Annotated in this window: 27 protein-coding genes; 2 read left to right on the forward strand and 25 right to left on the reverse strand. The window is 61.6% G+C overall.

Annotation, left to right across the window (positions count from 1 at the left end; genetic code table 11):
* The first annotated feature begins 18 nt into the window (after positions 1-18).
* Positions 19-378: an NADH:ubiquinone oxidoreductase gene (locus THL1_RS28370; protein ID WP_069086345.1), complete on the forward strand. Its 360-nt coding sequence runs from the start codon at positions 19-21 to the stop codon at positions 376-378.
* A gap of 30 nt (positions 379-408) precedes the next feature.
* Here the strand turns inward: THL1_RS28370 and THL1_RS28375 are convergent, their stop codons facing one another.
* From THL1_RS28375 to dksA, 3 genes are read right to left on the reverse strand one after another with little or no spacing between them, the layout of a single operon-like run.
* The gene (locus THL1_RS28375; RefSeq protein WP_069086346.1) at positions 409-1053 is read right to left on the reverse strand and encodes a DUF1826 domain-containing protein; all 645 of its coding nucleotides are present in this window, start codon (positions 1051-1053) and stop codon (positions 409-411) included.
* Positions 1053-2261 carry a zinc metallochaperone GTPase ZigA gene (zigA, locus tag THL1_RS28380; protein ID WP_069086347.1) on the reverse strand — a complete coding sequence of 403 codons (1209 nt, stop codon included), beginning with the start codon at positions 2259-2261 and terminating at the stop codon, positions 1053-1055. The genes THL1_RS28375 and zigA overlap by 1 nt, the downstream gene beginning before the upstream one ends.
* A gap of 13 nt (positions 2262-2274) precedes the next feature.
* Positions 2275-2694 (reverse strand): RNA polymerase-binding protein DksA, encoded by a 420-nt coding sequence (gene dksA / locus THL1_RS28385; RefSeq protein ID WP_069086658.1) that lies wholly within the window; start codon positions 2692-2694, stop codon positions 2275-2277.
* Between the two features lie 67 nt (positions 2695-2761).
* Between dksA and folE2 the strand changes: the two genes are divergently transcribed.
* Positions 2762-3655 (forward strand): GTP cyclohydrolase FolE2, encoded by an 894-nt coding sequence (folE2, locus tag THL1_RS28390; RefSeq protein WP_069086348.1) that lies wholly within the window; start codon positions 2762-2764, stop codon positions 3653-3655.
* Here folE2 and cfaB read toward each other — a convergent pair.
* The 22 genes from cfaB to rpmH all read right to left on the reverse strand — a co-directional run bounded on the left by cfaB (position 3640) and on the right by rpmH (position 25198).
* Positions 3640-4830, reverse strand: coding sequence for a C17 cyclopropane fatty acid synthase CfaB (gene cfaB, locus THL1_RS28395; RefSeq protein WP_069086349.1), 1191 nt, complete (start codon positions 4828-4830; stop codon positions 3640-3642). The genes folE2 and cfaB overlap by 16 nt on opposite strands.
* A 137-nt stretch (positions 4831-4967) precedes the next feature.
* Positions 4968-6818, reverse strand: a complete 1851-nt coding sequence (gene glmS, locus THL1_RS28400; RefSeq protein WP_069086350.1) for a glutamine--fructose-6-phosphate transaminase (isomerizing) — start codon at positions 6816-6818, stop codon at positions 4968-4970.
* 15 nt (positions 6819-6833) lie between these two features.
* Complete coding sequence (locus THL1_RS28405; RefSeq protein WP_145928407.1) at positions 6834-7604, reverse strand: DeoR/GlpR family DNA-binding transcription regulator; 771 nt, start codon at positions 7602-7604, stop codon at positions 6834-6836.
* A 142-nt stretch (positions 7605-7746) separates the two neighbouring features.
* The gene (gene glmU, locus THL1_RS28410) at positions 7747-9111 is read right to left on the reverse strand and encodes a bifunctional UDP-N-acetylglucosamine diphosphorylase/glucosamine-1-phosphate N-acetyltransferase GlmU (RefSeq protein WP_069086352.1); all 1365 of its coding nucleotides are present in this window, start codon (positions 9109-9111) and stop codon (positions 7747-7749) included.
* 105 nt (positions 9112-9216) lie between these two features.
* Positions 9217-9642 (reverse strand): F0F1 ATP synthase subunit epsilon, encoded by a 426-nt coding sequence (locus tag THL1_RS28415; protein ID WP_069086353.1) that lies wholly within the window; start codon positions 9640-9642, stop codon positions 9217-9219.
* A gap of 43 nt (positions 9643-9685) precedes the next feature.
* On the reverse strand, positions 9686-11062 hold the full coding sequence (gene atpD, locus THL1_RS28420; protein WP_069086354.1) for a F0F1 ATP synthase subunit beta: 1377 nt from the start codon (positions 11060-11062) through the stop codon (positions 9686-9688).
* Between the two features lie 30 nt (positions 11063-11092).
* Positions 11093-11953 carry a F0F1 ATP synthase subunit gamma gene (gene atpG, locus THL1_RS28425; RefSeq protein ID WP_069086355.1) on the reverse strand — a complete coding sequence of 287 codons (861 nt, stop codon included), beginning with the start codon at positions 11951-11953 and terminating at the stop codon, positions 11093-11095.
* 52 nt (positions 11954-12005) lie between these two features.
* Positions 12006-13550: a F0F1 ATP synthase subunit alpha gene (atpA, locus tag THL1_RS28430; RefSeq protein ID WP_069086356.1), complete on the reverse strand. Its 1545-nt coding sequence runs from the start codon at positions 13548-13550 to the stop codon at positions 12006-12008.
* A 21-nt stretch (positions 13551-13571) separates the two neighbouring features.
* Positions 13572-14108: a F0F1 ATP synthase subunit delta gene (locus THL1_RS28435; RefSeq protein ID WP_069086357.1), complete on the reverse strand. Its 537-nt coding sequence runs from the start codon at positions 14106-14108 to the stop codon at positions 13572-13574.
* A 12-nt stretch (positions 14109-14120) separates the two neighbouring features.
* Positions 14121-14591 carry a F0F1 ATP synthase subunit B gene (locus tag THL1_RS28440; protein ID WP_069086358.1) on the reverse strand — a complete coding sequence of 157 codons (471 nt, stop codon included), beginning with the start codon at positions 14589-14591 and terminating at the stop codon, positions 14121-14123.
* A 49-nt stretch (positions 14592-14640) separates the two neighbouring features.
* Positions 14641-14898: a F0F1 ATP synthase subunit C gene (atpE, locus tag THL1_RS28445; protein WP_003457994.1), complete on the reverse strand. Its 258-nt coding sequence runs from the start codon at positions 14896-14898 to the stop codon at positions 14641-14643.
* A gap of 194 nt (positions 14899-15092) precedes the next feature.
* The gene (gene atpB / locus THL1_RS28450) at positions 15093-15962 is read right to left on the reverse strand and encodes a F0F1 ATP synthase subunit A (RefSeq protein ID WP_069086359.1); all 870 of its coding nucleotides are present in this window, start codon (positions 15960-15962) and stop codon (positions 15093-15095) included.
* Positions 15963-15978: 16 nt separating this feature from the next.
* On the reverse strand, positions 15979-16386 hold the full coding sequence (locus THL1_RS28455; protein ID WP_069086360.1) for a F0F1 ATP synthase subunit I: 408 nt from the start codon (positions 16384-16386) through the stop codon (positions 15979-15981).
* A gap of 147 nt (positions 16387-16533) precedes the next feature.
* Positions 16534-17406 carry a ParB/RepB/Spo0J family partition protein gene (locus THL1_RS28460; RefSeq protein WP_069086361.1) on the reverse strand — a complete coding sequence of 291 codons (873 nt, stop codon included), beginning with the start codon at positions 17404-17406 and terminating at the stop codon, positions 16534-16536.
* Between the two features lie 9 nt (positions 17407-17415).
* Positions 17416-18204, reverse strand: a complete 789-nt coding sequence (locus THL1_RS28465; RefSeq protein ID WP_069086362.1) for a ParA family protein — start codon at positions 18202-18204, stop codon at positions 17416-17418.
* 14 nt (positions 18205-18218) lie between these two features.
* Positions 18219-18866, reverse strand: a complete 648-nt coding sequence (gene rsmG / locus THL1_RS28470) for a 16S rRNA (guanine(527)-N(7))-methyltransferase RsmG (protein WP_069086363.1) — start codon at positions 18864-18866, stop codon at positions 18219-18221.
* Positions 18866-20758, reverse strand: a complete 1893-nt coding sequence (mnmG, locus tag THL1_RS28475; RefSeq protein ID WP_069086364.1) for a tRNA uridine-5-carboxymethylaminomethyl(34) synthesis enzyme MnmG — start codon at positions 20756-20758, stop codon at positions 18866-18868. Before mnmG ends, rsmG begins: the two co-directional genes overlap by 1 nt.
* Positions 20759-21273: 515 nt before the next feature.
* Positions 21274-22641, reverse strand: a complete 1368-nt coding sequence (gene mnmE / locus THL1_RS28480; RefSeq protein WP_069086365.1) for a tRNA uridine-5-carboxymethylaminomethyl(34) synthesis GTPase MnmE — start codon at positions 22639-22641, stop codon at positions 21274-21276.
* Positions 22642-22724: 83 nt separating this feature from the next.
* A complete protein-coding gene (yidC, locus tag THL1_RS28485; protein ID WP_069086366.1) occupies positions 22725-24404 on the reverse strand; it encodes a membrane protein insertase YidC in 1680 nt (559 codons plus the stop codon).
* A gap of 2 nt (positions 24405-24406) precedes the next feature.
* Complete coding sequence (gene yidD / locus THL1_RS28490) at positions 24407-24652, reverse strand: membrane protein insertion efficiency factor YidD (protein WP_069086367.1); 246 nt, start codon at positions 24650-24652, stop codon at positions 24407-24409.
* On the reverse strand, positions 24645-25049 hold the full coding sequence (gene rnpA, locus THL1_RS29395; protein ID WP_083246033.1) for a ribonuclease P protein component: 405 nt from the start codon (positions 25047-25049) through the stop codon (positions 24645-24647). Before rnpA ends, yidD begins: the two co-directional genes overlap by 8 nt.
* Positions 25050-25063: 14 nt before the next feature.
* Complete coding sequence (gene rpmH / locus THL1_RS28500; RefSeq protein ID WP_003290924.1) at positions 25064-25198, reverse strand: 50S ribosomal protein L34; 135 nt, start codon at positions 25196-25198, stop codon at positions 25064-25066.
* Positions 25199-25722: the final 524 nt, after the last annotated feature.

Raw genomic sequence — 25722 nt, forward strand, 5'->3', positions numbered from 1 at the left:
TTGCCTGGAAGTCCTCCGATGCGTGCCTGGTTGCTGCCCTTGCTACTGTTGCTGTCCGTCGACGTCCACGCGGAAGCCTGCGTGGTGCACAGCCAGGGCGACGGGCTGGATGTGAAGCTCTGCCAGGAAAACCGTAGCATCCCTAAGCAGCTCTTCCGTGACGGCTTCTGCAAGCCGGAGATAAAGGGCCAGAAAGTGGAAGTGAGCTTTGTGGATAACTGCCCTGTCGGTGCTTTCGGCGTCTGCCGCGATGCGAAGGTGAGCAACCAGCCCTATCGCCAGGACATCCACTACTACGGCGTGGCCAGTGACGCGCGCTACCTGAAACCCTTCTGCGAGACGCAAAGCCAGGGCAAGTGGGAAAAAGACCGCTCCTGAGCCTCGTTGGGGGGCCTCAAATCGCGCCGCCTACCCCAACCAATCCAGCGTGAGCAAAAGCCTGCTCTCACCCGGCGCCGGCTGCGGCGATCTGTGGATAATTCCACGACCTTCGTTGCCTAGCCACTTCTCCCCCTTGAACAACGCCACATGCCCCGCCGCCAGCTGCTGGTTATCCACAACCTGCAGGGGTTCCTCGGATGGATCGCCAAGGCGTGAGCGCGGCATCTCGTCTTCCTGCAGCCATTGGCTCCCGACCCCGGAGTACGTGGTGATCAACCGCAGCGGTACATGGTCGACGTGAAAACGCGGGCACATGGCCTTGTCCAGGCGACGCAGGCGCAGGCCGACACGTCGGGCATCGAGCAGGCAGGCAAAGGCCCGCACCAGCCAGCCAACGTCGGCAACGAATCCCTGATAACCCTCCAGATCAGCGAAGCGGGCAGCCAGGCCACTGAGGTCGGGTTCGGCATCGGTAGCGCCCAGCTCCAGTGTCAGGGACTCGGCCAGAGCATCGCCCAGGCCCAGCAGACTATTGGCGAAGCCTTGCACATGCAGGGGCAGGCGGCGCTGCCAGACCGCGAGATTGACCTCGTCCCGCAACGCTTCGCTGAGGATGTCCGGGCTCTCCCCCAGTACCTGGCGGGGAGGTAGCAACCACTGCCGCGCCAGCATCAGGCGGCCTCCTCGTTGTGCCAGGGACCGAAGGGGTCGGGTAGGAGGGACCAGCGTTCGGGTCCTTCGGCCATCTCATCGTCATCCAGCAGGCAGGCGTCCAGTTCGGCACGCAGGCGCGCGAAGTCGATGCCCTGGCCGATGAACACCAGTTCCTGACGGCAATCGCCAACCTCGGCGGTCCAGTGCTGGAGAACGGCCTGCAGTCCGTCCTGATCCTCTGGCCAGCGCTCGCGGGGCACGAAGCGCCACCAGTGTCCGGCCAGGCCATGGTGCATCAGCCCGCCGGCCTGGGACCAACTGCCCGCCTCACGGTAGCGGCTGGCCAACCAGAAGAAGCCCTTGGAGCGCAGCAGGCGGCCGTTGAGCCACTCGCGATTGAGGAAGCGGAAGAAGCGCTGCGGATGGAAGGGCCGCCGCGCGCGGTAGGCCGTCGAGGCGATGCCGTACGCCTCGGTCTCGGGTACATGCTCGCCACGTAGTTCCTTGAGCCAGCCCGGCGCCTGTGCGGCGCGGTCGAAGTCGAAGCGGTGGGTGTCGAGCAAGCGTTTCAGATCGACCTGCCCCATCACCATCGGCAGCACGTCGGCCTCGGGGTTGAGCCGCTGCAGGATGGCCATCAGCTCGTCGCGTTCAGTGCTGGAGATGAGGTCGACCTTGCTGATCAGGAGCACATCGGCAAACTCCACCTGCTCGATCAGCAGGTCGCTGATCGAACGCTCATCGTCCATGCCCAGGCTCTCGCCGTGGCTGGCCAGGCTTTCCGCAGCCTGGTAATCACGCAGGAAGTTCACTCCATCGACCACCGTGACCAGCGTATCGAGACGCGCCACGTCACAGAGGCTCTGCCCGTGTTCGTCACGGAAGGTGAAGGTCTCGGCCACCGGCAGCGGCTCGGAGATACCGGTGGACTCGATCAGCAGGTAATCGAAACTCCCTTCGCGCGCCAGACGGCTGACCTCTTCCAACAGGTCTTCGCGCAGCGTGCAGCAGATGCAGCCGTTGCTCATCTCAACCAGGCGCTCCTCGGCGCGGTTCAGGCTCACGTCGCGTTGCACCTCGCTGGCGTCGATGTTGATTTCACTCATGTCGTTGACGATCACAGCCACGCGCAGTTGGTCGCGGTTCTTCAGCACATGGTTGAGCAGCGTGCTCTTGCCGGCGCCGAGGAAGCCGGACAGTAGGGTAACGGGTAGGCGTTGGTCCATGGTGGGTGTCCTTTCAGGCGTGGCGCTGGTGGCGCTCTCGTTGTTCCTGGCGCTGCTTGGCTTCAAGGCAGAGCGTCGCGGTGGGGCGCAACAGCAGGCGGCGCAGGCCAATAGGCTCGCCACTCTCTTCGCACCAGCCGTACTCGCCGCAGGCCAGCCGCTCCAGGGCGTCGTCAATCTTGTCCAGCAGGCGCTTCTCGCGCTCCAGCAGGCGCAGTTGCCACAGGCGCTGTTCCTCACGGCTGGCCAGGTCAATTTCATCGCTGACCGGCTCGACCTCACGCAGCGCGCCTAACTCAGAGTCGATGCGTTGGCAAAGCGCTTCCCGCTCGCGCATCAGCAAGTCGTGGAAGAACGCCCGCTGGGCATCGCCCATGTAGGCGTCATCAGGTTGGGCGAGCAGCGCCTCGCGGTTGAGCAGGGTGTCTGGCATGGTGGCATTCATTCGATGTCTTTATTGTTATAACATAACTTAAGCACTCAATTTCAAGAGCAGACCGATGAACGCCATCACCCTTCCGGATATCGCCGCCCAAACCACATCGCCGACGCTGCCGCTGGACTGGGTCGGCATGTGCGGCGTCGCCCTACCGCTGATCCTGGAAGGCCGGTGCATCACCGCCCATGCCGATGCGGGTGTAAGCCTGGATGACGCCGGCGCCCGAGGCATTCACATGTCGCGGCTGTACCTGGCACTGGAGGCACTGGAACGGGAGGAGCTGACCACGGGTGCACTACGCCGAGTACTGGCGCGCTTCCTCGATAGCCACCTGGGCCTCTCCACTCGCGCCAGCATCCGGCTTCAGGGCAAGGCCTTGTTGAAGCGGCCAGCCTTGGTAAGCCCCCTGGCCGGATGGAAGGCATATCCCTTCGAGGTCAGCGCACGCAAGGATCGATGGGGGTTTCACGTGGAACTTCATCTTGAGCTGGCCTATTCGTCCACCTGTCCGTGCTCCGCCGCCCTCGCTCGGCAACTGATCCAGCAACGCTTCAGCGAGGACTTCGCCAACCGGCCACTGGAACTGGAGCAGGTGCTGACATGGCTGGGAGGCAGCCAGGGCATCGTCGCTACGCCACACAGTCAACGCAGCAGCGCACAACTCTGGGTGCGCCTGGGCGCGGGTGAGGATATCCCGCTGCGCCGGCTGGCCGACTTGGCGGAGCAGGCCCTGGGCACTGCGGTGCAAACGGCGGTAAAGCGTGCGGACGAACAGGCCTTCGCCCTGGCGAATGGCCAGAACCTGATGTTTTGCGAAGATGCTGCAAGGCGCCTGAGCGACGCCTTGCAGGGGCAGGATTGGCTGACGGGCTTCCGGTTGCGCGTCGTGCACGCGGAAAGCCTCCACGCGCACGACGCCGTTGCCGAGTACCGCTGGAACTACTCGGCGGAGTAGATATCCCCGCGACTCCACGGTAATTCATGGGAGCCGCTGGCATGGGGTTTGGTCGCAAGAATCTGATGCAGGTTGATCCAGCCCTTCTGGAAGGCATGGGAGCAACCCGCCAGGTACAGCCGCCAGATGCGCAGGGCCTGTTCCGGCACCAGCCTGGCCGCCTTGGCGAGGTTGGCCTCCAGGTTGGCGCTCCAGATTTCCAGGGTGCGCGCGTAATGCAACCGCAGGCTTTCCACATCCACCACCTCCATGCCGGCCAGGCTCAGCTCGGCCACCATGGTGGACAGGTGCGGCAGCTCGCCATGGGGGAAGACGTAGCGGTTGATGAAGTCGCCAGCACCGCGTCCCACCGGACGGCCGTCCGGATGCCGGGCGGTGATGCCATGGTTCATGACCAGCCCACCATCGCGTACCGCGCCGAACAGGCGCTCACAATACACCGGCAGGTTGGCGTGACCGACGTGCTCGAACATGCCGACACTGACCACCTTATCGAAGCGGCCGTCCTGGGGCAGGTCGCGGTAGTCCAGCAGTTCCAGCTGGACCTGGTCGCTCAGCCGGTCGGCCTTGACCCGCTTACGGCCCAGTGCCAGCTGCTCACGGCTCAGGGTGATGCCAAACACCTTCACGCCGTATTCCCGGGCCGCGAAGCGCGCCAAACCGCCCCAGCCGCACCCCACATCCAGCAGGTACTCGCCAGCCTTGAGACGAAGCTTGCGGCAGAGGTGATGCAGCTTGGCCTGCTGGGCGCTGTAGAGGTCCTCGGTGCCGGTGGGGAAATAGGCACAGGAGTAGACCATCTCGCGGTCGAGCCAGAGGGCGTAGAAGTCGTTGGACAGGTCATAGTGATAGGAGATGGCTGCGGCATCGGTAGCTTTGTCGTGGAACCCGCGCGCGGGCGTCGTCTCATCCTCCTCACCGACCAGCGCCTCGCTCAGTGCATCGCCTATCCGGATCACCTCTAGGATCGGCCCAGCCAGCTCCAAGCGCCCTTCCACGTAAGCGGCCCCCAGCGTGCCGAGGCTCGGCCGGGTCAGTAGGGAAACCGCACTGGGGTCCTTCACCGTCATGGTCACGGTCGGATTCGGGCCGAGATCGATTTCCTTGCCGTCCCAAAGCTGCAGGCGTAACGGCAGTTTCAGGTCGCGCAGGACCGGTGGAAGTTGCGCAAGCATGGGAACTCCTCCTTTACCAAGAACACTGGAAAGGTAGACCACCTTGGGCCGTTGTCAGGCGATCGAGTTGATAGCCGCCAATAATCTGGATAACAAAAAGCCCGGCGAACCGGGCTTTTTCAGCTCGAAGTGCCTAATTATTCGACAGTTACAGACTTCGCGAGGTTTCGCGGCTGATCGACATCAGTGCCTTTGAGCACGGCAACGTAGTAGGACAGCAGCTGCAGCGGAATGGTGTAGAGGATCGGCGCCAGAGCGTCGTCGATGTGCGGCATCGCCACCACATGGGTACCCTCGCCATTGTCGATCCCGGCCTCACGGTCAGCGAAGACTATCAGCTCACCACCGCGGGCACGTACTTCCTGCAGGTTGGACTTGAGCTTCTCGACCAGCTCGTTGTTCGGCGCCACGGTCACCACCGGCATGTCGCTGTCCACCAGGGCCAGCGGCCCGTGCTTGAGCTCACCGGCAGGGTAGGCCTCAGCGTGGATGTAGGAGATTTCCTTGAGCTTGAGCGAACCTTCCATTGCCACCGGGTACTGGGCGCCACGGCCGAGGAACAGGGTGTGGTGCTTCTCGGCGAACAACTCGGCGACCTTCTCGATGGTCTTGTCCATTGCCAAGGCCTCACCCAGGCGAGTTGGCAGGCGGCGCAGCTCTTCCACCAGACCAGCTTCCACGCCCGCTTCCAGGGTGCCGCGTACCTGGCCCAAGGACAGGGTCAGCAGCATCAGGCCAACAAGCTGGGTGGTGAACGCCTTGGTGGACGCCACGCCAATCTCTGGACCGGCCTGGGTCAGCAGGGTCAGGTCGGATTCGCGCACCAGAGAGCTGGTGCCGACGTTGCAGATAGCCAGGCTGGCCAGGTAACCCCGTTCTCCTCTGGAAAACTCCTTGGCGTTACGCAGGGCGGCCAGGGTGTCGGCGGTCTCGCCGGACTGGGAGATGGTGACGAACAGGGTATCCGGCTGCACCACCACCTTGCGGTATCGGAACTCGCTGGCCACTTCGATCTGGCAAGGGATGCCGGCCAGACCTTCCAGCCAGTAACGGGCGACCATGCCGGCGTGGTAGCTGGTACCGCAGGCCACGATCTGCACATTGCGCACCTTGGCGAAGAGTTCGGCGGCGCGTGGGCCGAACGCGTTGACCAGCACATGGTCGGCGCCCAGGCGGCCTTCCAGGGCGCGTTGCACCACCTTGGGCTGCTCATGGACTTCCTTGAGCATGAAATGGCGGAACTCGCCCTTGTCGGCGGCTTCGGCGCCTTCGTGGTACTGAACCTGCTCACGCTGCACAGCGCGGCCCTGCTGATCCCAGATCTGCACGCTGTCGCGGCGGATTTCGGCGATGTCGCCCTCTTCCAGATAGATGAAGCGGTCGGTGACCTGACGCAGGGCGAGCTGGTCGGAGGCGAGGAAGTTCTCGCCCAGGCCCAGGCCGATCACCAGCGGGCTGCCACTGCGAGCCGCGAGCAGGCGATCCGGCTGGCTGGCGCTGATCACAGCCAGGCCATAAGCACCGTGCAATTCCGGCACCGCCGCCTTCAGCGCATCGGCCAGGTCAGGAATGGTCTTCAGCTTGTGATGAAGCAGGTGCACGATGACTTCGGTATCGGTGTCCGAAGTGAAGACGTAACCGAGGTCCTTGAGTTGCTCACGCAGGGCTTCGTAGTTCTCGATAATGCCGTTGTGCACCACGGCCAGTTGGTGAGTGGAGAAATGCGGGTGGGCATTGCGCTCGCTGGGTGCACCGTGGGTGGCCCAGCGGGTGTGGGCGATGCCCAGGCGACCGATCAGCGGCTGTTCGGCCAGAGCCTGCTCCAGCTCGGCAACCTTGCCCACGCGGCGGCGGCGGTCCAGTTGGCCGTCGTTGGTGAAGACGGCCACACCGGCGCTGTCATAGCCACGGTATTCAAGGCGCTTCAGGCCTTCGACCAGGATTGGGGTGATATTGCGCTCGGCGATTGCGCCAACGATGCCACACATGGCTGTTCTCCTCTCTCAATCAATGCGCGCGCAGATCAACCTGATCCCGCGCGCAGCTATCTGTTCACGCGCTTCGGCAGAAAGGCGCTCATCGGTAATCAGGGTGTGGATGCTGCTCCAGGGCAGCTCCAGATTGGGAATGCGCCGCCCAACCTTGTCGGACTCGGCCATGACGATCACTTCGCGGGCCACTTCGGCCATGACCCGCGAGAGGCCCAACAGTTCATTGAAGGTGGTGGTGCCACGCTGCAGGTCGATGCCATCGGCACCGATGAACAGCTGGTCGAAATCGTAGGAACGCAGGACCTGTTCAGCCACCTGGCCCTGGAAGGACTCCGAGTGCGGGTCCCAGGTACCTCCGGTCATCAGCAGGACCGGCTCGTGCTCCTGCTCGCGCAGGGCGTTGGCGACGCTCAGGGAGTTGGTCATGACCACCAGGCCGGGCTTGTGTCCGAGTTCCGGAATCATCGCCGCAGTGGTGCTGCCACTGTCGATGATGATGCGCGCGTGCTCGCGTATACAGCCGACGGCCGCGCGGGCGATGGCGAGCTTGTAGGACGACACCGGCTGGTTACCTTCGCCGATCAGCTCCTGCGGCATGGGCACAGCACCGCCGTAGCGACGCAGCAGCAAGCCGTTCTTCTCGAGGGCAGTGAGATCCTTGCGGATGGTCACTTCGGAAGTGGCGAAGGCTTTGGCCAACTCGTCGACACTCACCTCGCCCTGCTCGTCGAGCAGGGCGAGGATCGCGTGGCGGCGTTGAGGAGTATTGCGTTTCGTCATCAACGAAAGTTTCGTTTCGAAAGATAATGGCGCGAATCAAAACCTAACGAAGCTTTTGCGTCAACCCCGAAAACGACAAAAGGCGGCCTTAGCCGCCTTTTTCGTATGGTTCATGAGTTATCCACAACCCAGGTTTTCCGCAACCTTACTTCTTGATTTTCAGCGGGCGCTTCCAGCCTTCGATGTTGCGCTGCTTGGCGCGGCCGACGGCCAGACTGTTGGCTGGCACATCCTGGGTGATGGTGGAGCCGGCACCCGTGGTGGCGCCATCGCCCAGGGTGACCGGGGCCACCAGGGAGCTGTTGGAACCGATGAAGACATCCTCGCCCATTACGGTGCGGAACTTGTTGGCGCCGTCATAGTTGCAGGTGATGGTACCAGCGCCGATGTTGGTCCGCGCGCCGATCTCGGCGTCGCCCAGGTAAGCCAGGTGACCGGCCTTGGCGCCCTCACCCATAACGGCGTTCTTCAGTTCAACGAAGTTGCCCACATGGGCCTTGGCCCCCAGCACCGCGCCGGGACGCAAGCGGGCGAACGGACCGCAATCGGCACCCTCACCCAACTCGGCACCTTCCAGATGGCTGTTGGCCTTGACCACCGCGCCACGGCGCAGGGTGGTGTCCTTGATGACGCAGTTGGGGCCGATCTGCACACCGTCCTCGATCACGACAGTACCTTCGAGGATGACATTCACGTCGATCAGAACGTCGCGGCCCACGGTGGCTTCCCCACGCAGATCGAAACGCGCCGGGTCCAGCAGGGTCACGCCCTGGGCCATCAGGCGGCGGGCAGCGCGCTTCTGGTAGTGGCGCTCCAGTTCGGAGAGCTGGATGCGGTCGTTGGCACCCTGCACTTCCATGGCGTCATGAGGGTGCTCGGTGGCCACTACCAGGCCGTCGGCGACGGCCATGGCGATGACGTCGGTCAGGTAGTACTCGCCCTGTGCGTTGTTGTTGGATAGACGGCCCAGCCAATCGGCCAGGTGCTTTCCAGGCACCGCGAGGATGCCGGTGTTGCCTTCGCGAATGGCGCGCTGTTCGGTGGTAGCGTCCTTGTGCTCGACGATGGCCTTCACCACGCCGGCAGCGTCGCGAACAATGCGGCCATAACCGGTGGGGTCATCCAGCTCGACGGTAAGCAGGGCAAGCTGGTCGTCCCGCACCTTTTCCAGCAGGCGCTGCAGGGTTTCAAGTTCGATCAGCGGCACATCCCCGTAAAGAATCAGCACGCGCTCGGCGGACAACTGCGGCAGGGCCTGGGCGACAGCGTGGCCCGTACCCAGTTGTTCGGCCTGGAGGACGAAGTTCAGGTCGTCTGCTGCCAGCCGCTCGCGTACGGTCTCGGCGCCATGGCCGATGACTACGTGGATGCCTTGGGGCTGGAGCTTGCGGGCGGTGTCGATGACGTGGCCGAGCATGGCCTTGCCGGCCACCGGGTGCAGGACCTTGGGCAGGGCCGAACGCATGCGCGTGCCCTGGCCGGCGGCGAGGATGACGATATCGAGGGACATGGAGGGAATCACCGAATCAGGCTGGTAAGCGAAAACCGGAATGCCGGAAAAGAAAAAGGGTAGCCAAGGCTACCCTTTTACCTCTCTGCAATGAAGTGCGGTGGATCAGCCGCCGAACTTCTTGCGGATCTGCTGGACGGTGCGCAGCTGGGCTGCGGCCTCGGCCAGTCGAGCAGCAGCGGCCGAGTAGTCGAACTCCGCGCCCTTCTCGTGCAGGGCCTTCTCAGCAGCCTTGAGGGACTCCTGAGCAGCAGCTTCGTCCAGGTCGCTGGCGCGTAGCACGGTGTCGGCAAGAACCTTCACCATGTTCGGCTGGACCTCGAGGAAACCACCGGAGATGTAATACACCTCCTCCTCACCACCCTGCTTGACCAGGCGGATGGGGCCCGGCTTGAGGTCAGTGATCAGCGGGGCGTGGCCCGGCGCGATACCCAGATCGCCGAGGTTGCCGTGCGCAATCACCATCTCCACCAGACCGGAGAAGATCTCCGCTTCGGCGCTGACGATATCGCAATGGACAGTAATAGCCATACGCTTGCCTCACGTAAGCGCCCGTTGCCGGGCGCTCAGGGGGTTACAGTTTCTTCGCTTTCTCGATGGCTTCTTCGATGCCGCCGACCATGTAGAACGCCTGCTCGGGCAGGTGGTCGTAGTCACCGTTGAGGATGCCTTTGAAGCCAGCGATGGTGTCCTTCAGCGACACGTACTTACCCGGGGAACCGGTGAAGACTTCGGCCACGAAGAACGGCTGGGACAGGAAGCGCTGGATCTTACGAGCACGGTTAACGAGCTGCTTGTCCGCTTCGGACAGTTCGTCCATACCCAGGATCGCGATGATGTCCTTCAGTTCCTTGTAACGCTGCAGAACGTACTGGACGCCACGAGCGGTCTCGTAGTGGTCCTGACCGATCACCAGCGGGTCCAGCTGGCGGGAGGTCGAGTCCAGCGGGTCAACGGCCGGGTAGATACCCAGGGACGCGATGTCACGGGACAGTACGACGGTGGCGTCCAGGTGGGCGAAGGTGGTCGCCGGGGACGGGTCGGTCAGGTCGTCCGCAGGAACGTATACGGCCTGGATGGAGGTGATCGAGCCGGTCTTGGTGGAGGTGATGCGCTCCTGCAGAACGCCCATTTCCTCGGCCAGGGTCGGCTGGTAACCCACAGCGGACGGCATACGACCCAGCAGCGCGGATACTTCGGTACCGGCCAGGGTGTAACGGTAGATGTTGTCGACGAACAGCAGAACGTCGCGGCCTTCGTCACGGAACTTCTCGGCCATGGTCAGGCCGGTCAGTGCAACGCGCAAACGGTTGCCCGGCGGCTCGTTCATCTGGCCGTATACCAGGGCCACTTTGTCCAGAACGTTGGAATCCTTCATCTCGTGGTAGAAGTCGTTACCCTCACGAGTACGCTCACCCACGCCGGCGAACACAGAGTAACCGCTGTGCTCGATCGCGATGTTACGGATCAGTTCCATCATGTTTACGGTCTTGCCTACACCGGCGCCACCGAACAAGCCGACCTTACCGCCTTTGGCGAAGGGGCAGACCAGGTCGATTACCTTGATGCCGGTTTCCAGCAGCTCGTTGCCGCCCGCCTGCTCGGCATAGGACGGAGCGTCGCGGTGGATAACCCAGCGCTCTTCTTCGCCGATGGGGCCGGCTTCGTCGATGGGGTTGCCCAGCACGTCCATGATGCGGCCCAGGGTCGCTTTACCGACCGGGACGGCAATGGCCTTGCCAGTGTTGGTGACGCCCAGGCCACGCTTGAGGCCTTCGGTCGAACCCATTGCGATGGAACGAACCACGCCGTCGCCCAGCTGCTGCTGAACTTCCAGGGTGGTTTCGACGCCGCTGACATTCAGCGCGTCGTAGACGTTCGGCACCTGATCACGCGGGAATTCCACGTCGATAACGGCGCCGATGATTTGAACGATACGTCCGCTACTCATATCTGGTTCCTCTAAATATATGAACCGGTCTTAAACCGCGGCAGCGCCGCCGACGATTTCCGAAATCTCTTGAGTGATCGCTGCCTGACGCGCCTTGTTGTAGATCAGCTGGAGGTTGCTGATCAGGTCACCGGCGTTGTCGGTAGCGTTCTTCATCGCGATCATCCGTGCCGCCTGCTCGCAGGCGTTGTTCTCTACCACGGCCTGATACACCTGGGACTCCACGTAGCGCACCAGAAGACCTTCGAGGATCTCCTTGGCATCGGGTTCGTAGAGGTAGTCCCAGTGATGCTTCAACTCTTGATCCGGGTCGGCCACCAGCGGAACCAGTTGGTCCACGGTCGGCTTCTGCGTCATGGTGTTGACGAACTTGTTGGAGACCACGAACAGGCGATCGATACGGCCATCCAGGTATGCATCGAGCATGACCTTGACGCTGCCGATCAGGTCGTTGATCGAGGGTTCCTCGCCAAGGTGGCTGATGGCTGCAACGACGTTACCGCCGTAGTTGCGGAAGAAGGCCGCACCCTTGCCACCAATCACGCAGAGGTCGATCTCCACGCCGTCCTGGCGGTAACCCGCCATGTCTTTGACCAGAGCCTTGAACAGGTTGATGTTCAACCCGCCGCACAAACCACGGTCGCTGCTCACCACCACGTAACCGACGCGCTTGACTTCACGCTCGATCATGAAGGGATGGCGGTATTCCGGGTTCGCGTTGGCCAAATGACCGATCACCTGGCGGATGCGCTCCGCGTAGGGGCGGCTGGCAGCCATGCGCAGTTGAGCCCTGCGCATCTTGCTGACCGCCACCTTTTCCATGGCGCTGGTGATCTTCTGCGTGCTTTTGATGCTCGCAATCTTGCTGCGAATCTCTTTTGCGCCTGCCATGTAACACCTATCGGGTTAGCAGGCGGGGGGCCTTTCGACCCCCCGCTGCGGCTTACCAGGTTTGGGTGGCCTTGAACTTCTCGATACCAGCCTTGATGCCGGCGTCGATCTCGTCGTTGAAGTCACCCTTCTCGTTGATCTTCGCCAGCAGTGCGGCGTGATCACGGTTGAAGTAGGCGATCAAGGCTTGTTCGAAGGCGCCGATCTTGGCGAGCTCGATGTCCTGCAGGAAGCCACGCTCGGCGGCGTACAGGCTCAGCGACATGTCGGCGATGGACATGGGCGCATACTGCTTCTGCTTCATCAGCTCGGTAACGCGCTGACCATGCTCGAGCTGTTTGCGAGTAGCCTCGTCCAGGTCGGAAGCGAACTGCGCGAACGCAGCAAGTTCACGGTACTGGGCAAGGGCGGTACGAATACCACCAGACAGCTTCTTGATGATCTTGGTCTGGGCCGCGCCACCCACACGGGATACCGAGATACCGGCGTTGACGGCCGGACGGATACCCGAGTTGAACAGGGCGGATTCCAGGAAGATCTGACCGTCGGTGATGGAGATCACGTTGGTCGGAACGAACGCGGAAACGTCACCAGCCTGGGTTTCGATGATCGGCAGGGCGGTCAGGGAACCGGTCTTGCCTTTCACAGCGCCGTTGGTGAACTTCTCTACGTACTCTTCGGAAACGCGGGAAGCGCGCTCCAGCAGACGGCTGTGGAGATAGAACACGTCGCCCGGGTAGGCTTCGCGGCCCGGTGGGCGGCGCAGCAGCAGGGAGATCTGGCGGTAGGCTACGGCCTGCTTGGACAGGTCATCATAGATGATCAGGGCGTCTTCACCGCGGTCGCGGAAGTATTCACCCATGGTGCAGCCAGAGTACGGAGCGATGTACTGCAGAGCAGGGGATTCGGAAGCGCTGGCGGCCACGATGATGGTGTTGGCCAGGGCGCCGTTCTCTTCCAGCTTGCGAACTACGTTGGCGATGGTCGATTGCTTCTGACCGATGGCTACGTAAACGCAGCGGATGCCGCTGTCTTTCTGGTTGATGATGGCGTCGACGGCCAGGGCGGTCTTACCAATCTGACGGTCGCCGATGATCAGCTCACGCTGGCCACGGCCGATCGGGATCATGGCGTCAACGGCTTTGTAGCCGGTCTGTACCGGCTGGTCTACCGACTTACGCCAGATCACGCCCGGCGCTACTTTTTCCACCGCATCGGTGGCAGCAGCGTTGATCGGACCTTTGCCGTCGATGGGGTTGCCCAGGGCGTCAACGACGCGACCCAGCAGTTCCGGACCAACCGGGACTTCCAGGATGCGGCCGGTGCACTTGGCGCTCATGCCTTCGGCCAGGCCGAGGTATTTGCCCAGGATTACGGCACCAACGGAGTCTTGCTCCAGGTTCAGCGCCATACCGTAGACGCCGCCCGGGAACTCGATCATTTCACCGTACATCACGTCGGCCAGGCCGTAGATGCGCACGATGCCGTCGGAAACGGAGACGATGGTGCCTTCGTTACGGGCTTGGGAAGAGACGTCGAGTTTCTCGATACGTCCCTTGATGATTTCACTAATTTCGGAAGGATTGAGTTGCTGCATTGCTCTGCTGCCCCTTCAAACTCAAGATTTCAACGCTTCGGCCAGTTTCGCGATTTTGCCGCGAACCGAGCCATCGATAACCAGGTCGCCGGCGCGGATCACGACACCGCCAATAAGGCTGGAGTCTTCCGCGGCGTGCAGACGCACTTCCCGGCTGAGCCGTGCGCTGAGAACCTTGGCGAGTTTGTCTTGCTGTTCTTCGCTCAACGCGAAGGCACTGGTGACTTCCACATCCACCGATTTTTCCTGCTCAGCCTTGTACAGCTCGAACTGTTCGGCGATTTCCGGCAGCAGCACGAGGCGGCCGTTCTCGGAAACGACATGGATGAAGTTCTGTGCCTGGGCGTCGAACTTGTCGCCAACCGCTTCAATGAAGGAGTTGGCTTTCTCTGCGCTCGTCAGACGCGGGGCTTTGAGCACTCGCTGCATGGTGTCGTCCAGCGACACCGCAGCGGCCAGGCCTAGCATGGCCGACCAAGCGGCCAGCTGCTGATGGGCCTGGGCGTACTCGAAAGCAGCCTTGGCGTAAGGTCGGGCCAGCGTGGTCAGTTCTGCCATGATCGCCCTCGCTTAGATTTCGGCTGCCAGTTTATTAACCAGCTCCGCGTGCGCGTTTTGATCGATAGTGGCACCCAGGATCTTCTCGGCACCATTAACGGCCAGGCTACCCAGTTGGGCGCGCAGCGCGTCTTTGACGCTGTTCAGTTCCTGCTCGATCTCAGCCTGAGCTTGCGCTTTCAGGCGCTCGCCTTCAGCACGTGCCTGATCGCGAGCTTCGTCGACGATCTGGGTAGCGCGCTTTTTGGCTTGCTCGATGATTTCTGCCGCCTGACCTTTGGCTTCGCGCAGTTGCTGACCCACTTTTTCATGGGCCAACTCCAGGTCACGAGCCGCACGGTTGGCAGCGTCCAGACCATCAGCGATCTTCTTCTGACGTTCACGCAGAGCAGTGATGACCGGTGGCCACACGAACTTCATGCAGAACAGTACGAAGATGAAGAACGCAACGGACTGGCCGATCAGGGTTGCATTAATGTTCACGCCAACACCTCGCTCGTTCGTTGTCAGTCGAATCCTCGAAAATCGAGGATTACTGGGCTACCTGAGCAATGAACGGGTTAGCGAAGGTGAAGAACAGGGCAATACCAACGCCGATCATGGTTACGGCGTCGAGCAGACCGGCCACGATGAACATCTTAACTTGCAGCATCGGAACCATTTCCGGCTGGCGAGCAGCGCCTTCCAGGAACTTGCCACCCAGCAGACCGAAGCCAATGGCGGTACCCAGGGCACCCAGACCAATCAGCAGAGCTACGGCGATCGCGGTCAGACCTACTACAGTTTCCATTTTTCCTCCCGACTTTATGTCGTGTTGGTTAAGGTTTAAGTGAAGCGGTAAAGCGAAATCGTTTTTTTCCCACTGCCCTTGCGGGCTTTCCCGTGCCGGTTGGCGCGGGACCATCTCGAACGTGCAGACACCCTCATCCGCCCTTCGGGCACCTTCTCCCGGTGGGAGAAGGTCATCCGGCGCGTTTCACGTTCTTAATGGTTGTCCTCATGCGCCATCGACAGGTAGACGATGGTCAGCATCATGAAGATGAAGGCCTGCAGGGTGATGATCAGGATGTGGAACACAGCCCACGCCCACTGCAGTGCGATACCCAGGCCGCTCAGCAGCAGGATGCCTGCGCCGAACATCACGGCGATCAGGATGAACACCAGCTCGCCGGCGTACATGTTGCCGAACAGACGCAGTGCCAGGGAGATCGGCTTGGCGATCAGGGTCACGAACTCGAGCAGGAAGTTGACCGGGATCAGGATGATCTGGACCAGCATGTTCTTGCTGCTGAAGGGATGCAGGGTCAGCTCGCCGAGGAAGCCACCGATACCCTTGACCTTGATGCTGTAGAAGATGATCAGCGCGAACACCGACAGGGACATGCCCAGGGTGGCGTTCGGGTCAGTGGTCGGAACGGCGCGGAATGCCAGGTGCTCGTTACCGGCGATCTTGGCAGCCAGTACCGGAATCCAGTCCACCGGCACCAGGTCGACGGCGTTCATCAGGAAAATCCAGACGAAGATGGTCAGAGCCAGGGGGGCGATCAGCGGGTTACGGCCGTGGAAGGTGTCCTTCACGCTGGAGTCGACGAAGTCGATCATCACTTCGACCAGGTTCTGCAGGCCGCCGGGAATGCCGGAGGTCGCTTTCTTGGCCGCCATGCGGAAGAGCAGGACGAACAGGAGGCCGAGGCCGATGGACCAGCCCAGGGTGTCCACGTGGAAGGCCCAGAAGCCCATTTCCTTGGCTTGTTCAGCGCTGTGGGCGAAGCCCCACTCGCCAGTCGGCAGACGACCGAAGGTCAGGTTCTGCAGGTGATGCTGGATATAGCCCGAAGCGGTTTGCTCTGCCATGTTTGCCTCAAACGCCCTAAGGTTTCGAAAATCTTGTTCTCATCAGCAGGGGCGCAAACCAGCTGACCGATTGGGTCAGCAGGAAGACGCCGAATACCGCCGGCGCATCCAGGGGTTTCACTCCTGCAAACGTCAGTGCAAACAGCACTGCCGTCAGAATCAACTTGCCCATCTCGCCCGCATAGAAAGAGCGGACTATCGCCTGGGCTGCTCGGGCTCCGGTGTAACGGAACGCCTTGCGGGCGAAATACAGGTTCGGCACCCAGGCGATCAGGCCGCCGCACAAGCCAGAGTACCCAGCTACCGCGCCACGCCACTGCCATAAAACGACAGCGGCGATCAGCAACACGACCAGTTGGGCCAGCAGTACCGGGAAAACCGGCATTCGATGGAAGGGCAAGCGGTTTGGCGTGCGGGTATCCATCGCAGCAGTTCCTCTGGCGTCGGCCGCTTGAATCAACGACTTGGCATACTTTGTGCCGACAAAATTGCGCGCAGAGTATAGGGTGGCAACCCACCCCGTTCAACTGCCGGGTAGTGAAATCCGACCGTTGCTACAGCACCAAGTGTTTCAGCGAATGTGAGCCAGAACGCCTTGCAATTCGTCGAGGGAGTTGTAGCGGATGACGAGCTGGCCTTTGCCTTTCTGACCATGCTTGATCTGCACCGGAGCGCCCAGCCGCTCAGCCAGGCGCTGTTCGAGCCGGCTGATATCCGGGTCAGCCTTGACCGCTTCGACAGGTTTTTCCTTGCTGCTCATCCAGTGCCGGACCAGTGCCTCGGTTTGGCGCACGGTGAGGCCTCGTGCGACAACATGTCGCGCCCCTTCGACCTGTCGCTCCAGCGGCAGCCCGAGCAATGCACGGGCATGACCCATTTCCAGATCGCCATGGGACAGCAGCGTCTTGATCTCTTCAGGCAGCCCGATCAGGCGCAACAGGTTGGTGATGGTGACGCGCGACTTGCCGACGGCTTCGGCCACTTGCTGCTGGGTGAGCTGGAATTCCTGCTGCAGACGCTGCAGGGCGATGGCTTCCTCGATGGGGTTGAGGTCCTCGCGCTGGATGTTTTCGATCAGCGCCATGGCGATAGCAGCTTCGTCCGGTACTTCACGGACCATCGCCGGGATCTTCTCCAGGCCGGCCTGCTGGCTGGCACGCCAGCGGCGTTCGCCCGCGATGATTTCGTAGCGGCCGCCGCCGACTGGACGCACCACGATGGGCTGCATCACGCCCTGGGCCCTGATGGACTGTGCCAGTTCTTCCAGGGCGGTGGGGTCCATGTCACGGCGGGGCTGGTACTTGCCGCGCTGAATCAGGTCCAGGGGCAGGTATTGAAGCTCGCGTGTATCGGCCTTCACGGCCTCTACTTCAAGCGCGGCGACTGTACTGCCGCCCAGGAGGGCGTCCAAGCCACGGCCCAGACCTCTTTTTTTCGCGGCCATGCGGATTCCTTATGCGGTAGCGGTTTTGGCGTTGGCGCGCTGGCGGCGGACCAGTTCGCCAGCCAGCGCCAGATAGGCGATGGCGCCACGGGATTGCTTGTCGTAGACCAGGGCGGGCATACCGAAGCTGGGCGCCTCGGCCAGGCGTACGTTACGCGGAATGACGGCGTCGTAGAGCTTGTCGCCGAAGTGCGCCTTGAGCTGCGCCGATACGTCGTTGGTCAGGCTGATACGCGGGTCGTACATGGTGCGCAGCAGGCCTTCGATCTTCAGGTTCGGGTTCAGCAGCTGGCCGATGCGCTGGATGCTGTTCACCAGGTCCGACAGGCCTTCAAGCGCGTAGTACTCGCACTGCATGGGAATGATCACGCCGTCGGATGCGACCAGGGCGTTGATCGTCAGCATCGACAGCGAGGGCGGGCAGTCGATGAGGATGTAATCGTAGTTCTCGCGGATCGGCGCCAAGGCTTCGCGTAGCCGGTGCTCCTTGCTCGGCATATCCAGCAAGGCGACTTCCGCGGCAGTCAGGTCGCGGTTGGCCGGCAGCAGCTGGTAGCCACCATGCTCGGAGAACTGCATGGCGGTGGCGAGGTCACACTCGCCGGTCAGTACGTCGTAGATGGAGTGATCCAGGGCGAGCTTGTCGACGCCGCTGCCCATGGTGGCGTTGCCCTGTGGATCGAGGTCGATCAGCAGTACGCGACGCTTGGTGGCGACCAGCGATGCGGCCAGGTTGACACAGGTGGTGGTCTTGCCGACCCCGCCTTTCTGATTGGCGATTGCGAATACCTTGGCCATGGCTGCCTTCCCCCTCATAGCGTGCGGCGCAGTATCAGCAGATGGCGCTGACCTTGGCAACCGGGAACCTCCAGCTGATGCGCGGACTGGACGCGGAAGTCGTCCGGCAGTGCCTGCAGCTCATCATTGGGGTGCAGCCCCTTCATGGCGAGCCAGGAGGTTTCGCCATCGCCCAGATGGCGCGTCCAGTTGCTGAAATCCTCCAGCGAACTGAATGCACGGGAGACGATACCGCTGAACGGACGCTCTGGAGCGAAGGCTTCAACCCGGTTGTGGACCACGTCGAGGTTGGCGAGTTTCAGTTCCAGTTTCACCTGGGTGAGGAATCGCGTTTTCTTGCCGTTGGAATCCAGCAGGGTGAAGTGGCGTTCGGGGAACAGGATGGCCAGCGGGATGCCTGGCATGCCGCCGCCACTGCCGACGTCCAGCCAGTTATCCCCAAGCGCGGCGACATAAGGCACCACGCTAAGGCTGTCGAGCAGGTGGCGCGAGACCATCTCATCCGGATTGCGCACGGCGGTGAGGTTGTAGGCCTTGTTCCACTTGATCAGAAGTGCCAGGTAGGCAAGCAGCTGTTCCTGCTTCTCCAGGCTGACTTCGACGGCAAGTTGTTTCGCCCCACTGGACAGTTCGTCAGCGTGGCGTTGGGTGACGAGAGACATCAGGCGCTCTGCTCCAACTGACGGCCAGCGCCGCGTTTCTTCAAATGGATCAACAGCAGGGAGATCGCCGCCGGGGTCACGCCTGGAATCCGCGAAGCCTGTCCCAGGGTTTCCGGGCGGCTGCTGCCGAGCTTGTGCTGGATCTCCTTGGACAGGCCGGAAATGGTGGCGTAGTCCAGGTCTTCCGGAAGACGGATGTCCTCGCTGGCGCGCAAGCGGGCGATCTCGTCCTGCTGGCGGTCGATGTAGCCGGCGTACTTGGTCTTGATCTCGACCTGCTCAGCGACTTGAGGGTCCTCGGCGCCACCGCCGGTTACCGCCACCAGGCCAACGTAGTCGATCTCTGGCCGGCTCAGCAGGTTGAGCAGGTTGTATTCATGGGCCAGAGGCGTACCAAAGCGCGTGGAAATGGCATCGCCTTCCGGCGTGCCCGGGCGAACCCAAGTGCTCTTCAGACGCTGCTCTTCACGTGCAATGCCTTCACGTTTGGTTTCGAAAGCGGCCCAGCGCTTGTCATCTACCAGGCCGAGTTCGCGACCTTTCTCGGTCAGACGCAAGTCGGCGTTGTCCTCGCGCAGGATCAGCCGGTACTCAGCGCGCGAGGTGAACATGCGGTAAGGCTCCTGGGTACCCAGGGTGATCAGGTCGTCCACGAGGACGCCGATGTAGGCCTCGTCGCGGCGCGGGCACCAGGCTTCCTTGCCCTGAGCCTGCAGCGCAGCGTTCGCGCCGGCCAGCAGGCCCTGGGCGCCAGCCTCTTCGTAACCGGTCGTGCCGTTGATCTGACCGGCGAAGAACAGGCCGGAGATGACCTTTGTTTCCAGGCTGTACTTCAGGTCACGCGGGTCGAAGTAGTCGTACTCGATGGCGTAGCCAGGGCGCACGATATGGGCGTTTTCCATCCCACGGATGGAACGCACGATTTCGAGCTGCACGTCGAACGGTAGCGAAGTGGAGATGCCGTTGGGATACAACTCGTGGGTCGTCAGCCCTTCCGGCTCAAGGAAAACCTGGTGACTGTCCTTGTCGGCGAAGCGATGGATCTTGTCCTCGATCGACGGGCAGTAACGCGGGCCGACGCCCTCGATCACGCCCGAGTACATCGGCGAGCGATCGAGGTTGCTGGCAATGATCTCGTGGGTGCGCGCGTTGGTGTGGGTGATCCAGCAACTGACCTGGCGCGGATGCTGCTCCTTGGAGCCCAGGAAGGACATGACCGGAATCGGAGTGTCGCCGGGCTGCTCGCTCATGACCGAGAAATCAACCGAACGGCCGTCGATACGCGGCGGGGTACCGGTTTTCAGGCGCCCGACGCGCAGCGGCAGCTCACGCAGGCGCTGAGCCAGGGCGATGGAAGGCGGATCGCCTGCGCGACCGCCCGAGTAATTCTGCAAGCCTATGTGGATAAGTCCGCCGAGGAAGGTGCCGGTAGTCAGCACAACGGATTGTGCGAAGAAACGAAGACCCATCTGGGTCACTACGCCCTTGACCTGGTCGTTCTCGACGATCAGATCGTCGCAGGCTTGCTGGAATATCCACAGGTTCGCCTGGTTCTCCAGGATCTCGCGGATGGCGGCCTTATAGAGAACGCGGTCTGCCTGAGCACGGGTGGCACGTACGGCAGGCCCCTTGCGGCTATTGAGTACCCGGAACTGGATGCCGCCGAGGTCAGTGGCAGTGGCCATGGCGCCGCCGAGGGCATCGATTTCCTTTACCAGGTGGCTTTTACCGATTCCACCGATGGCAGGGTTGCAGCTCATCTGGCCAAGGGTTTCCACATTGTGGGTTAGCAGCAGGGTCTTCACGCCCATGCGTGCGGCTGCCAAGGCAGCCTCAGTGCCGGCATGGCCGCCGCCGATCACGATCACGTCAAAACGGGAAGGGAAATCCACCACACACCTCGTGCCTGTCAAGGCCTGGGAAATAGAGAAAGCCGCACAGTATAGGGGAATTCACTTGGTCGCATGAAGCCGTCTGGCCAAAAAGTAGCCAGCACGTTAGCTGAGGCTTACCCATGTTAGTTATCCAGATGGGGAAAAGTCCCTGTGGGTAAAATAAAAATAGAGAGAAGAATTTCTTAAAAAGCCTATTTTTATGTTTATTCCTTAGGGGAAGGTATTTCTGTGGATAAGCTCATTAAGGCCAGATATCACAATGGTTACAGCGAATGATAAAGCTGTGGCAATCCTGCCAGTAGCCACTGCGTAAGCCGTCAGAAAGCTGTGGAGCTAAAGGCTAGTTATGCACAGGCGATTTATCCCTTGGCTTTTCACCAGGGTTATAGACTGGGTTACGGACCACTTATCAACAGAGTTCCTGCGCAGTTTTTTTGGGGCGAACAGGCAGAAACGGACCGCCCGGATCACGGGCAGTCACGTTGTCTGTGGATAAAAAGAGGGGCTTCGGCTTATTTGCCGATGCAGAAACTGGAGAAGATTCGGCCGAGGAGGTCGTCGGAGCTGAACGCACCGGTGATTTCGCCCAGGGCGTGCTGAGCCTGGCGCAGGTCTTCTGCCAACAGCTCGCCGGCGCCGGCCAGCGTGAGTTGCGAGCGCCCGTGGTCTAGGAATGCGCCGGCCTGACGCAGGGCTTCCAGGTGGCGGCGGCGGGCGCTGAAGCTGCTTTCAGCCGTCTGCTCATAACCCATGCAGGCTTTCAGATGTTCACGCAGCAGTTCCAGGCCTTCGCCCGAGCGAGCGGACAGGCTGAGCGTGACATGGCCGTCGTCGCTGACCTCCAGGCCCACGACCTCGGCGCTGAGGTCTGCCTTGTTGCGGATCAGAGTGACCTTGGCCGGATCGGGTTTGCGGTCCAGGAATTCCGGCCAAAGCGCAAAGGGGTCGGTTGCCTCGGGGGCGGTGGCATCCACCACCAGCAGCACTCGATCGGCTTCGCTGATGGCCTTCAAGGCGCGTTCGACGCCAATCTTTTCCACATGGTCGTCGGTATCCCGCAAGCCTGCGGTATCCACAACGTGCAGAGGCATTCCGTCGATGTGGATATGTTCGCGCAGGACGTCTCGGGTCGTCCCAGCGATATCGGTCACGATGGCCGCTTCCCGTCCAGCCAGGGCATTCAGGAGACTGGATTTGCCCGCGTTGGGGCGTCCGGCAATGACCACATTCATGCCGTCGCGCAACAGTGCTCCCTGGCCCGCTTCCCGAATGACTGTGGATAAGTTTTCCCGCACGCCATCCAGCAGTCCGAGTACGTGGCCATCGGCAAGGAAGTCGATTTCTTCCTCTGGGAAGTCGATGGCCGCTTCGACATAGATGCGTAGCTCGATCAGCCTCTCGGTCAAGGCATGCACCCGCTTCGAAAACTCGCCCTGCAGCGAACGCAGGGCGTTGCGCGCGGCCTGTTCGGAGCTGGCTTCGATCAGGTCGGCAATAGCCTCTGCCTGGGCCAGATCGAGCTTGTCGTTGAGGAAGGCGCGCTCACTGAATTCACCCGGACGGGCCTGGCGTGCCCCGAGGTCCATGCAGCGTCGCAGCAACAGATCGAGCACCACCGGACCGCCATGGCCCTGCAGTTCGAAGACGTCTTCGCCGGTGAAGGAGTTAGGGCCGGGGAAATACAGCGCAATGCCCTGGTCGAGGGTCTGTCCGGCGCCATCGAGGAAGGGGCCGTAGTGAGCGAAGCGGGGCTTGGGAACCCGGCCGCTGATGGCTTCGGCTATCCGCGCCGCGAGGGGCCCGGAAACGCGAACGATGCCCACCCCGCCACGACCCTGGGCAGTGGCAACGGCGGCGATGGTGTCACGGACAGGATTCATCTGTGGATACCCGAGGTTTAAGGATGGCGGATAGCAAGACGCCCCCAGAGGGGGCGTCTTGTTCAATCTGTCTGGCGTTGCAGTCAGGCTGCTGCCTTCTTGCTGGCCGCCTCGATCTGCCGGGTAATGTACCACTGCTGTGCGATCGACAGGACGTTGTTGACCACCCAGTACAGGACCAGGCCAGCCGGGAACCACAGGAAGAAGAAGGTGAAAATGATCGGCATCAGCTTCAGTACCTTGGCCTGCATGGGGTCCGGCGGAGTCGGGTTCAGCTGCTGCTGGATGAACATGGTGGCGCCCATGATGATCGGCAGGATGAAGAACGGGTCTTTGATCGACAGGTCGGTGATCCAGAACATCCACGGAGCCTGGCGCATTTCGACGCTTTCCAGGAGTACCCAGTAGAGCGCCAGGAACACCGGCATCTGGACCAGGATCGGCAGGCAGCCGCCCAGCGGATTGATCTTCTCCTTCTTGTACAGCTCCATCATCGCCTGGGACATCTTCTGGCGATCGTCACCGAACTGTTCCTTCAGAGCCTGCAGCTTGGGCGACACGGCGCGCATGCGGGCCATGGACTTGTAGCTGGCGGCGGAGAGCGGGAAGAAGGCCAGCTTGATCAAGATTGTCAGGACGATAATTGACCAGCCCCAGTTACCCAGCAGGCTGTGGATATGTTGCAGCAGCCAGAAGATTGGCTGGGCGATGAACCACAGGAATCCGTAGTCGACGGTCAGTTCCAGGCCCGGGGACAGTTCTTTGAGGTGGCTCTGCACCTTCGGCCCGGCATACAGAACCGCGGACGTTTCGGCCGAGGCACCCGCCGGAACGTTCAGTGCAGGGCCTACGAAACCGACGATGTAGTTACCGCGCGAGTCCTTGCGGGTCTGGATAGCGTTGTTCTGGTCCTTTGGCGCGACCCAGGCCGTCACGAAGTAGTGCTGCAGCCAGGCTACCCAGCCACCTTGCACGTTTTCCTTGAAGGGCTGCTTGTCCATGTCGTTCATGGACAGCTTCTTGTACGGCTCGTCCGGAGTCCACACCGCAGCACCCAGGTAGGTGGAAACGCCGGTTGCAGTGGTGGTCGACGGATCAGCGCTGGCATCGCGCTTGAGCTGGGCGTACATGCTGCCAGTCCAGGGCTGGGCGCTCTGGTTTTCGATCTTGTACGACACCTGGAGATCGTACTTGCCGCGGGTCAACGTGAACCGCTTGATGTAGTTGACCCCAGCTTCGCTGAAGGTCAGGTCGACGACCAGTTGCTCCTGGCCGTCAGCCAACTTGAAGCTGCGCTGGGCTGCGCTGTACATCGGACGACCATTGGCGCGGGCGTCGGGGCCATTGGTGCCGACCAAGCCGCTTTGAGCCTGGTAGAGACGCTCGCCGCCGTTGTCGAACATCTGGAAGGGTACATCCGGGTGATCCTGGCGGCGCGGATACTTCGGCAGGGTCAGCTGGACGATGTCACCGCCGCTCGGGTCGATGGCCAGGCTGAGCACATCGGTTTCAACGCGGATCAGGTCGCTGCTTGGGGCGACGGCCTGCGTAGTGGCCGGCTCGTTGCGTTCCGCACTGGCGGTCGGCACATCGTCGCTGGACTTGGCGGTTGCGTTTTCGCCCGGCAGGGTTGCCTGCGCGCTGCTCGCGTTGGTAGCTGCCGTCGGCAGGGCGGCTTGACCGTAGTCCTGGTTCCACTGGAGAACCATCAGGTAGGACACGATTGCCAGGGCGACGATCAGGATCGAGCGTTGAATATCCATGATTACTCGGCCATCGAAGAGTTTGGGGAAGTGTTGGCGGGTGGCACCGGGTCATAGCCGCCCGGATTCCACGGATGACAGCGGCCCAGCCGACGCAGGGTCAGCCAGCCGCCACGCAGGATGCCATGCTGTTCGATGGCCTCCTGCGCGTAGCAGGAACAACTGGGATAGAAACGACAGTGACTGGCCATCAGTGGACTGATGGCGTAGCGGTAGAACTGGATCGGAGCGAGGGCCAGTTTACGCATGGGGACTATCGGACACCCCTGATCCGGTGTCGGGTTCAGGGCGAGCCCGGCTACGCGCTAGGCGCTTCCAGAGTTTACCGAACTGATGTCTCAGTTCAGGGTTCTCCAGGTCGCCGAGGCCTTTGCGCGCCACGATCACGATGTCCCATCCGGCCAGCAACTCGAGGTTGTGACGGAAGGATTCGCGAATCTGACGTTTAAGGCGGTTGCGCTCTACGGAGAGCTTGACGCTCTTCTTGCCGATCACCAGGCCGAGGCGGGGGTGATCAAGACCGTTTTCGCGCGCGAGGAGCAGGACGTGCTTGCCGGGAACCTTCCCGGTCGGTGAGTCGAAGACTGCTTTGAATTGCCGGGGAACCAGCAGACGCTTTTCCCGACCGAAGCCCTGACTCACCACCCGTTCCGGATAAATCAGACGGTCAGGCGCTTACGGCCCTTGGCGCGGCGACGCGACAGGACTTGGCGGCCGTTCTTGGTGGCCATACGGGCACGGAAACCGTGGGTGCGAGCGCGCTTGATGGTGCTGGGTTGGAAAGTGCGTTTCATGATGCTTTACCTGGTGGTCACTACGGGCCGAAGCGGCCCCCGTTTAAAGAGACCGGCAATTCTATTGAAACGAGGCGAGCAGGTCAATTTCCAACCAGTACCCTCGAGCAAAAGAATATAGAAGGAGAGGATATTTAAGAAAGCTTGGTTGTGTTTTTTAAAACTGGGGATGGCCGCGCCTGTGGAAAACCTTCGCTGGCCAGCGATTTCATTGGCCGGAACCTGCCTAACAACCTTGTCCAAAAGGCGTGGCTTGTTTGTGGAGGGGCTGGGCAGAAGCTGGGGGCAGATAGCCAGGTTACCCACAGGCAGGATATGCAGAGGGTTTTCCCCAGGCTTGGAAGGGGGGTTACCGATAGGTTATCCACAAGAATCGTGCCAAACACAGGCTGGCAATGGGCAGTGAATAACATCTTGATTTTATTCAACCATTCGCTCTGTTTCGTGTGGATAACTCGTGCTGCCAAGGCTACAATGGCCGCTGTTTTTATGCGTCCGGCATCTTTCCGACTTGGGGGACATCC

The sequence above is a fragment of the Pseudomonas sp. TCU-HL1 genome (genome assembly GCF_001708505.1).
Taxonomy (GTDB): domain Bacteria; phylum Pseudomonadota; class Gammaproteobacteria; order Pseudomonadales; family Pseudomonadaceae; genus Metapseudomonas.

What these genes read in the sequence shown, in the direction of transcription:
- THL1_RS28370 (WP_069086345.1), top strand. Translation starts at nt 19, where the DNA reads ATGCGTGCCTGGTTGCTGCCCTTGCTACTGTTGCTGTCCGTCGACGTC.
- THL1_RS28375 (WP_069086346.1), bottom strand. Translation starts at nt 1,053, where the DNA reads ATGCTGGCGCGGCAGTGGTTGCTACCTCCCCGCCAGGTACTGGGGGAG.
- zigA (WP_069086347.1), bottom strand. Translation starts at nt 2,261, where the DNA reads ATGGACCAACGCCTACCCGTTACCCTACTGTCCGGCTTCCTCGGCGCC.
- dksA (WP_069086658.1), bottom strand. Translation starts at nt 2,694, where the DNA reads ATGCCAGACACCCTGCTCAACCGCGAGGCGCTGCTCGCCCAACCTGAT.
- folE2 (WP_069086348.1), top strand. Translation starts at nt 2,762, where the DNA reads ATGAACGCCATCACCCTTCCGGATATCGCCGCCCAAACCACATCGCCG.
- cfaB (WP_069086349.1), bottom strand. Translation starts at nt 4,830, where the DNA reads ATGCTTGCGCAACTTCCACCGGTCCTGCGCGACCTGAAACTGCCGTTA.
- glmS (WP_069086350.1), bottom strand. Translation starts at nt 6,818, where the DNA reads ATGTGTGGCATCGTTGGCGCAATCGCCGAGCGCAATATCACCCCAATC.
- glmU (WP_069086352.1), bottom strand. Translation starts at nt 9,111, where the DNA reads ATGTCCCTCGATATCGTCATCCTCGCCGCCGGCCAGGGCACGCGCATG.
- THL1_RS28415 (WP_069086353.1), bottom strand. Translation starts at nt 9,642, where the DNA reads ATGGCTATTACTGTCCATTGCGATATCGTCAGCGCCGAAGCGGAGATC.
- atpD (WP_069086354.1), bottom strand. Translation starts at nt 11,062, where the DNA reads ATGAGTAGCGGACGTATCGTTCAAATCATCGGCGCCGTTATCGACGTG.
- atpG (WP_069086355.1), bottom strand. Translation starts at nt 11,953, where the DNA reads ATGGCAGGCGCAAAAGAGATTCGCAGCAAGATTGCGAGCATCAAAAGC.
- atpA (WP_069086356.1), bottom strand. Translation starts at nt 13,550, where the DNA reads ATGCAGCAACTCAATCCTTCCGAAATTAGTGAAATCATCAAGGGACGT.
- THL1_RS28435 (WP_069086357.1), bottom strand. Translation starts at nt 14,108, where the DNA reads ATGGCAGAACTGACCACGCTGGCCCGACCTTACGCCAAGGCTGCTTTC.
- atpE (WP_003457994.1), bottom strand. Translation starts at nt 14,898, where the DNA reads ATGGAAACTGTAGTAGGTCTGACCGCGATCGCCGTAGCTCTGCTGATT.
- atpB (WP_069086359.1), bottom strand. Translation starts at nt 15,962, where the DNA reads ATGGCAGAGCAAACCGCTTCGGGCTATATCCAGCATCACCTGCAGAAC.
- THL1_RS28455 (WP_069086360.1), bottom strand. Translation starts at nt 16,386, where the DNA reads ATGGATACCCGCACGCCAAACCGCTTGCCCTTCCATCGAATGCCGGTT.
- THL1_RS28460 (WP_069086361.1), bottom strand. Translation starts at nt 17,406, where the DNA reads ATGGCCGCGAAAAAAAGAGGTCTGGGCCGTGGCTTGGACGCCCTCCTG.
- THL1_RS28465 (WP_069086362.1), bottom strand. Translation starts at nt 18,204, where the DNA reads ATGGCCAAGGTATTCGCAATCGCCAATCAGAAAGGCGGGGTCGGCAAG.
- rsmG (WP_069086363.1), bottom strand. Translation starts at nt 18,866, where the DNA reads ATGTCTCTCGTCACCCAACGCCACGCTGACGAACTGTCCAGTGGGGCG.
- mnmE (WP_069086365.1), bottom strand. Translation starts at nt 22,641, where the DNA reads ATGAATCCTGTCCGTGACACCATCGCCGCCGTTGCCACTGCCCAGGGT.
- yidC (WP_069086366.1), bottom strand. Translation starts at nt 24,404, where the DNA reads ATGGATATTCAACGCTCGATCCTGATCGTCGCCCTGGCAATCGTGTCC.
- yidD (WP_069086367.1), bottom strand. Translation starts at nt 24,652, where the DNA reads ATGCGTAAACTGGCCCTCGCTCCGATCCAGTTCTACCGCTACGCCATC.
- rpmH (WP_003290924.1), bottom strand. Translation starts at nt 25,198, where the DNA reads ATGAAACGCACTTTCCAACCCAGCACCATCAAGCGCGCTCGCACCCAC.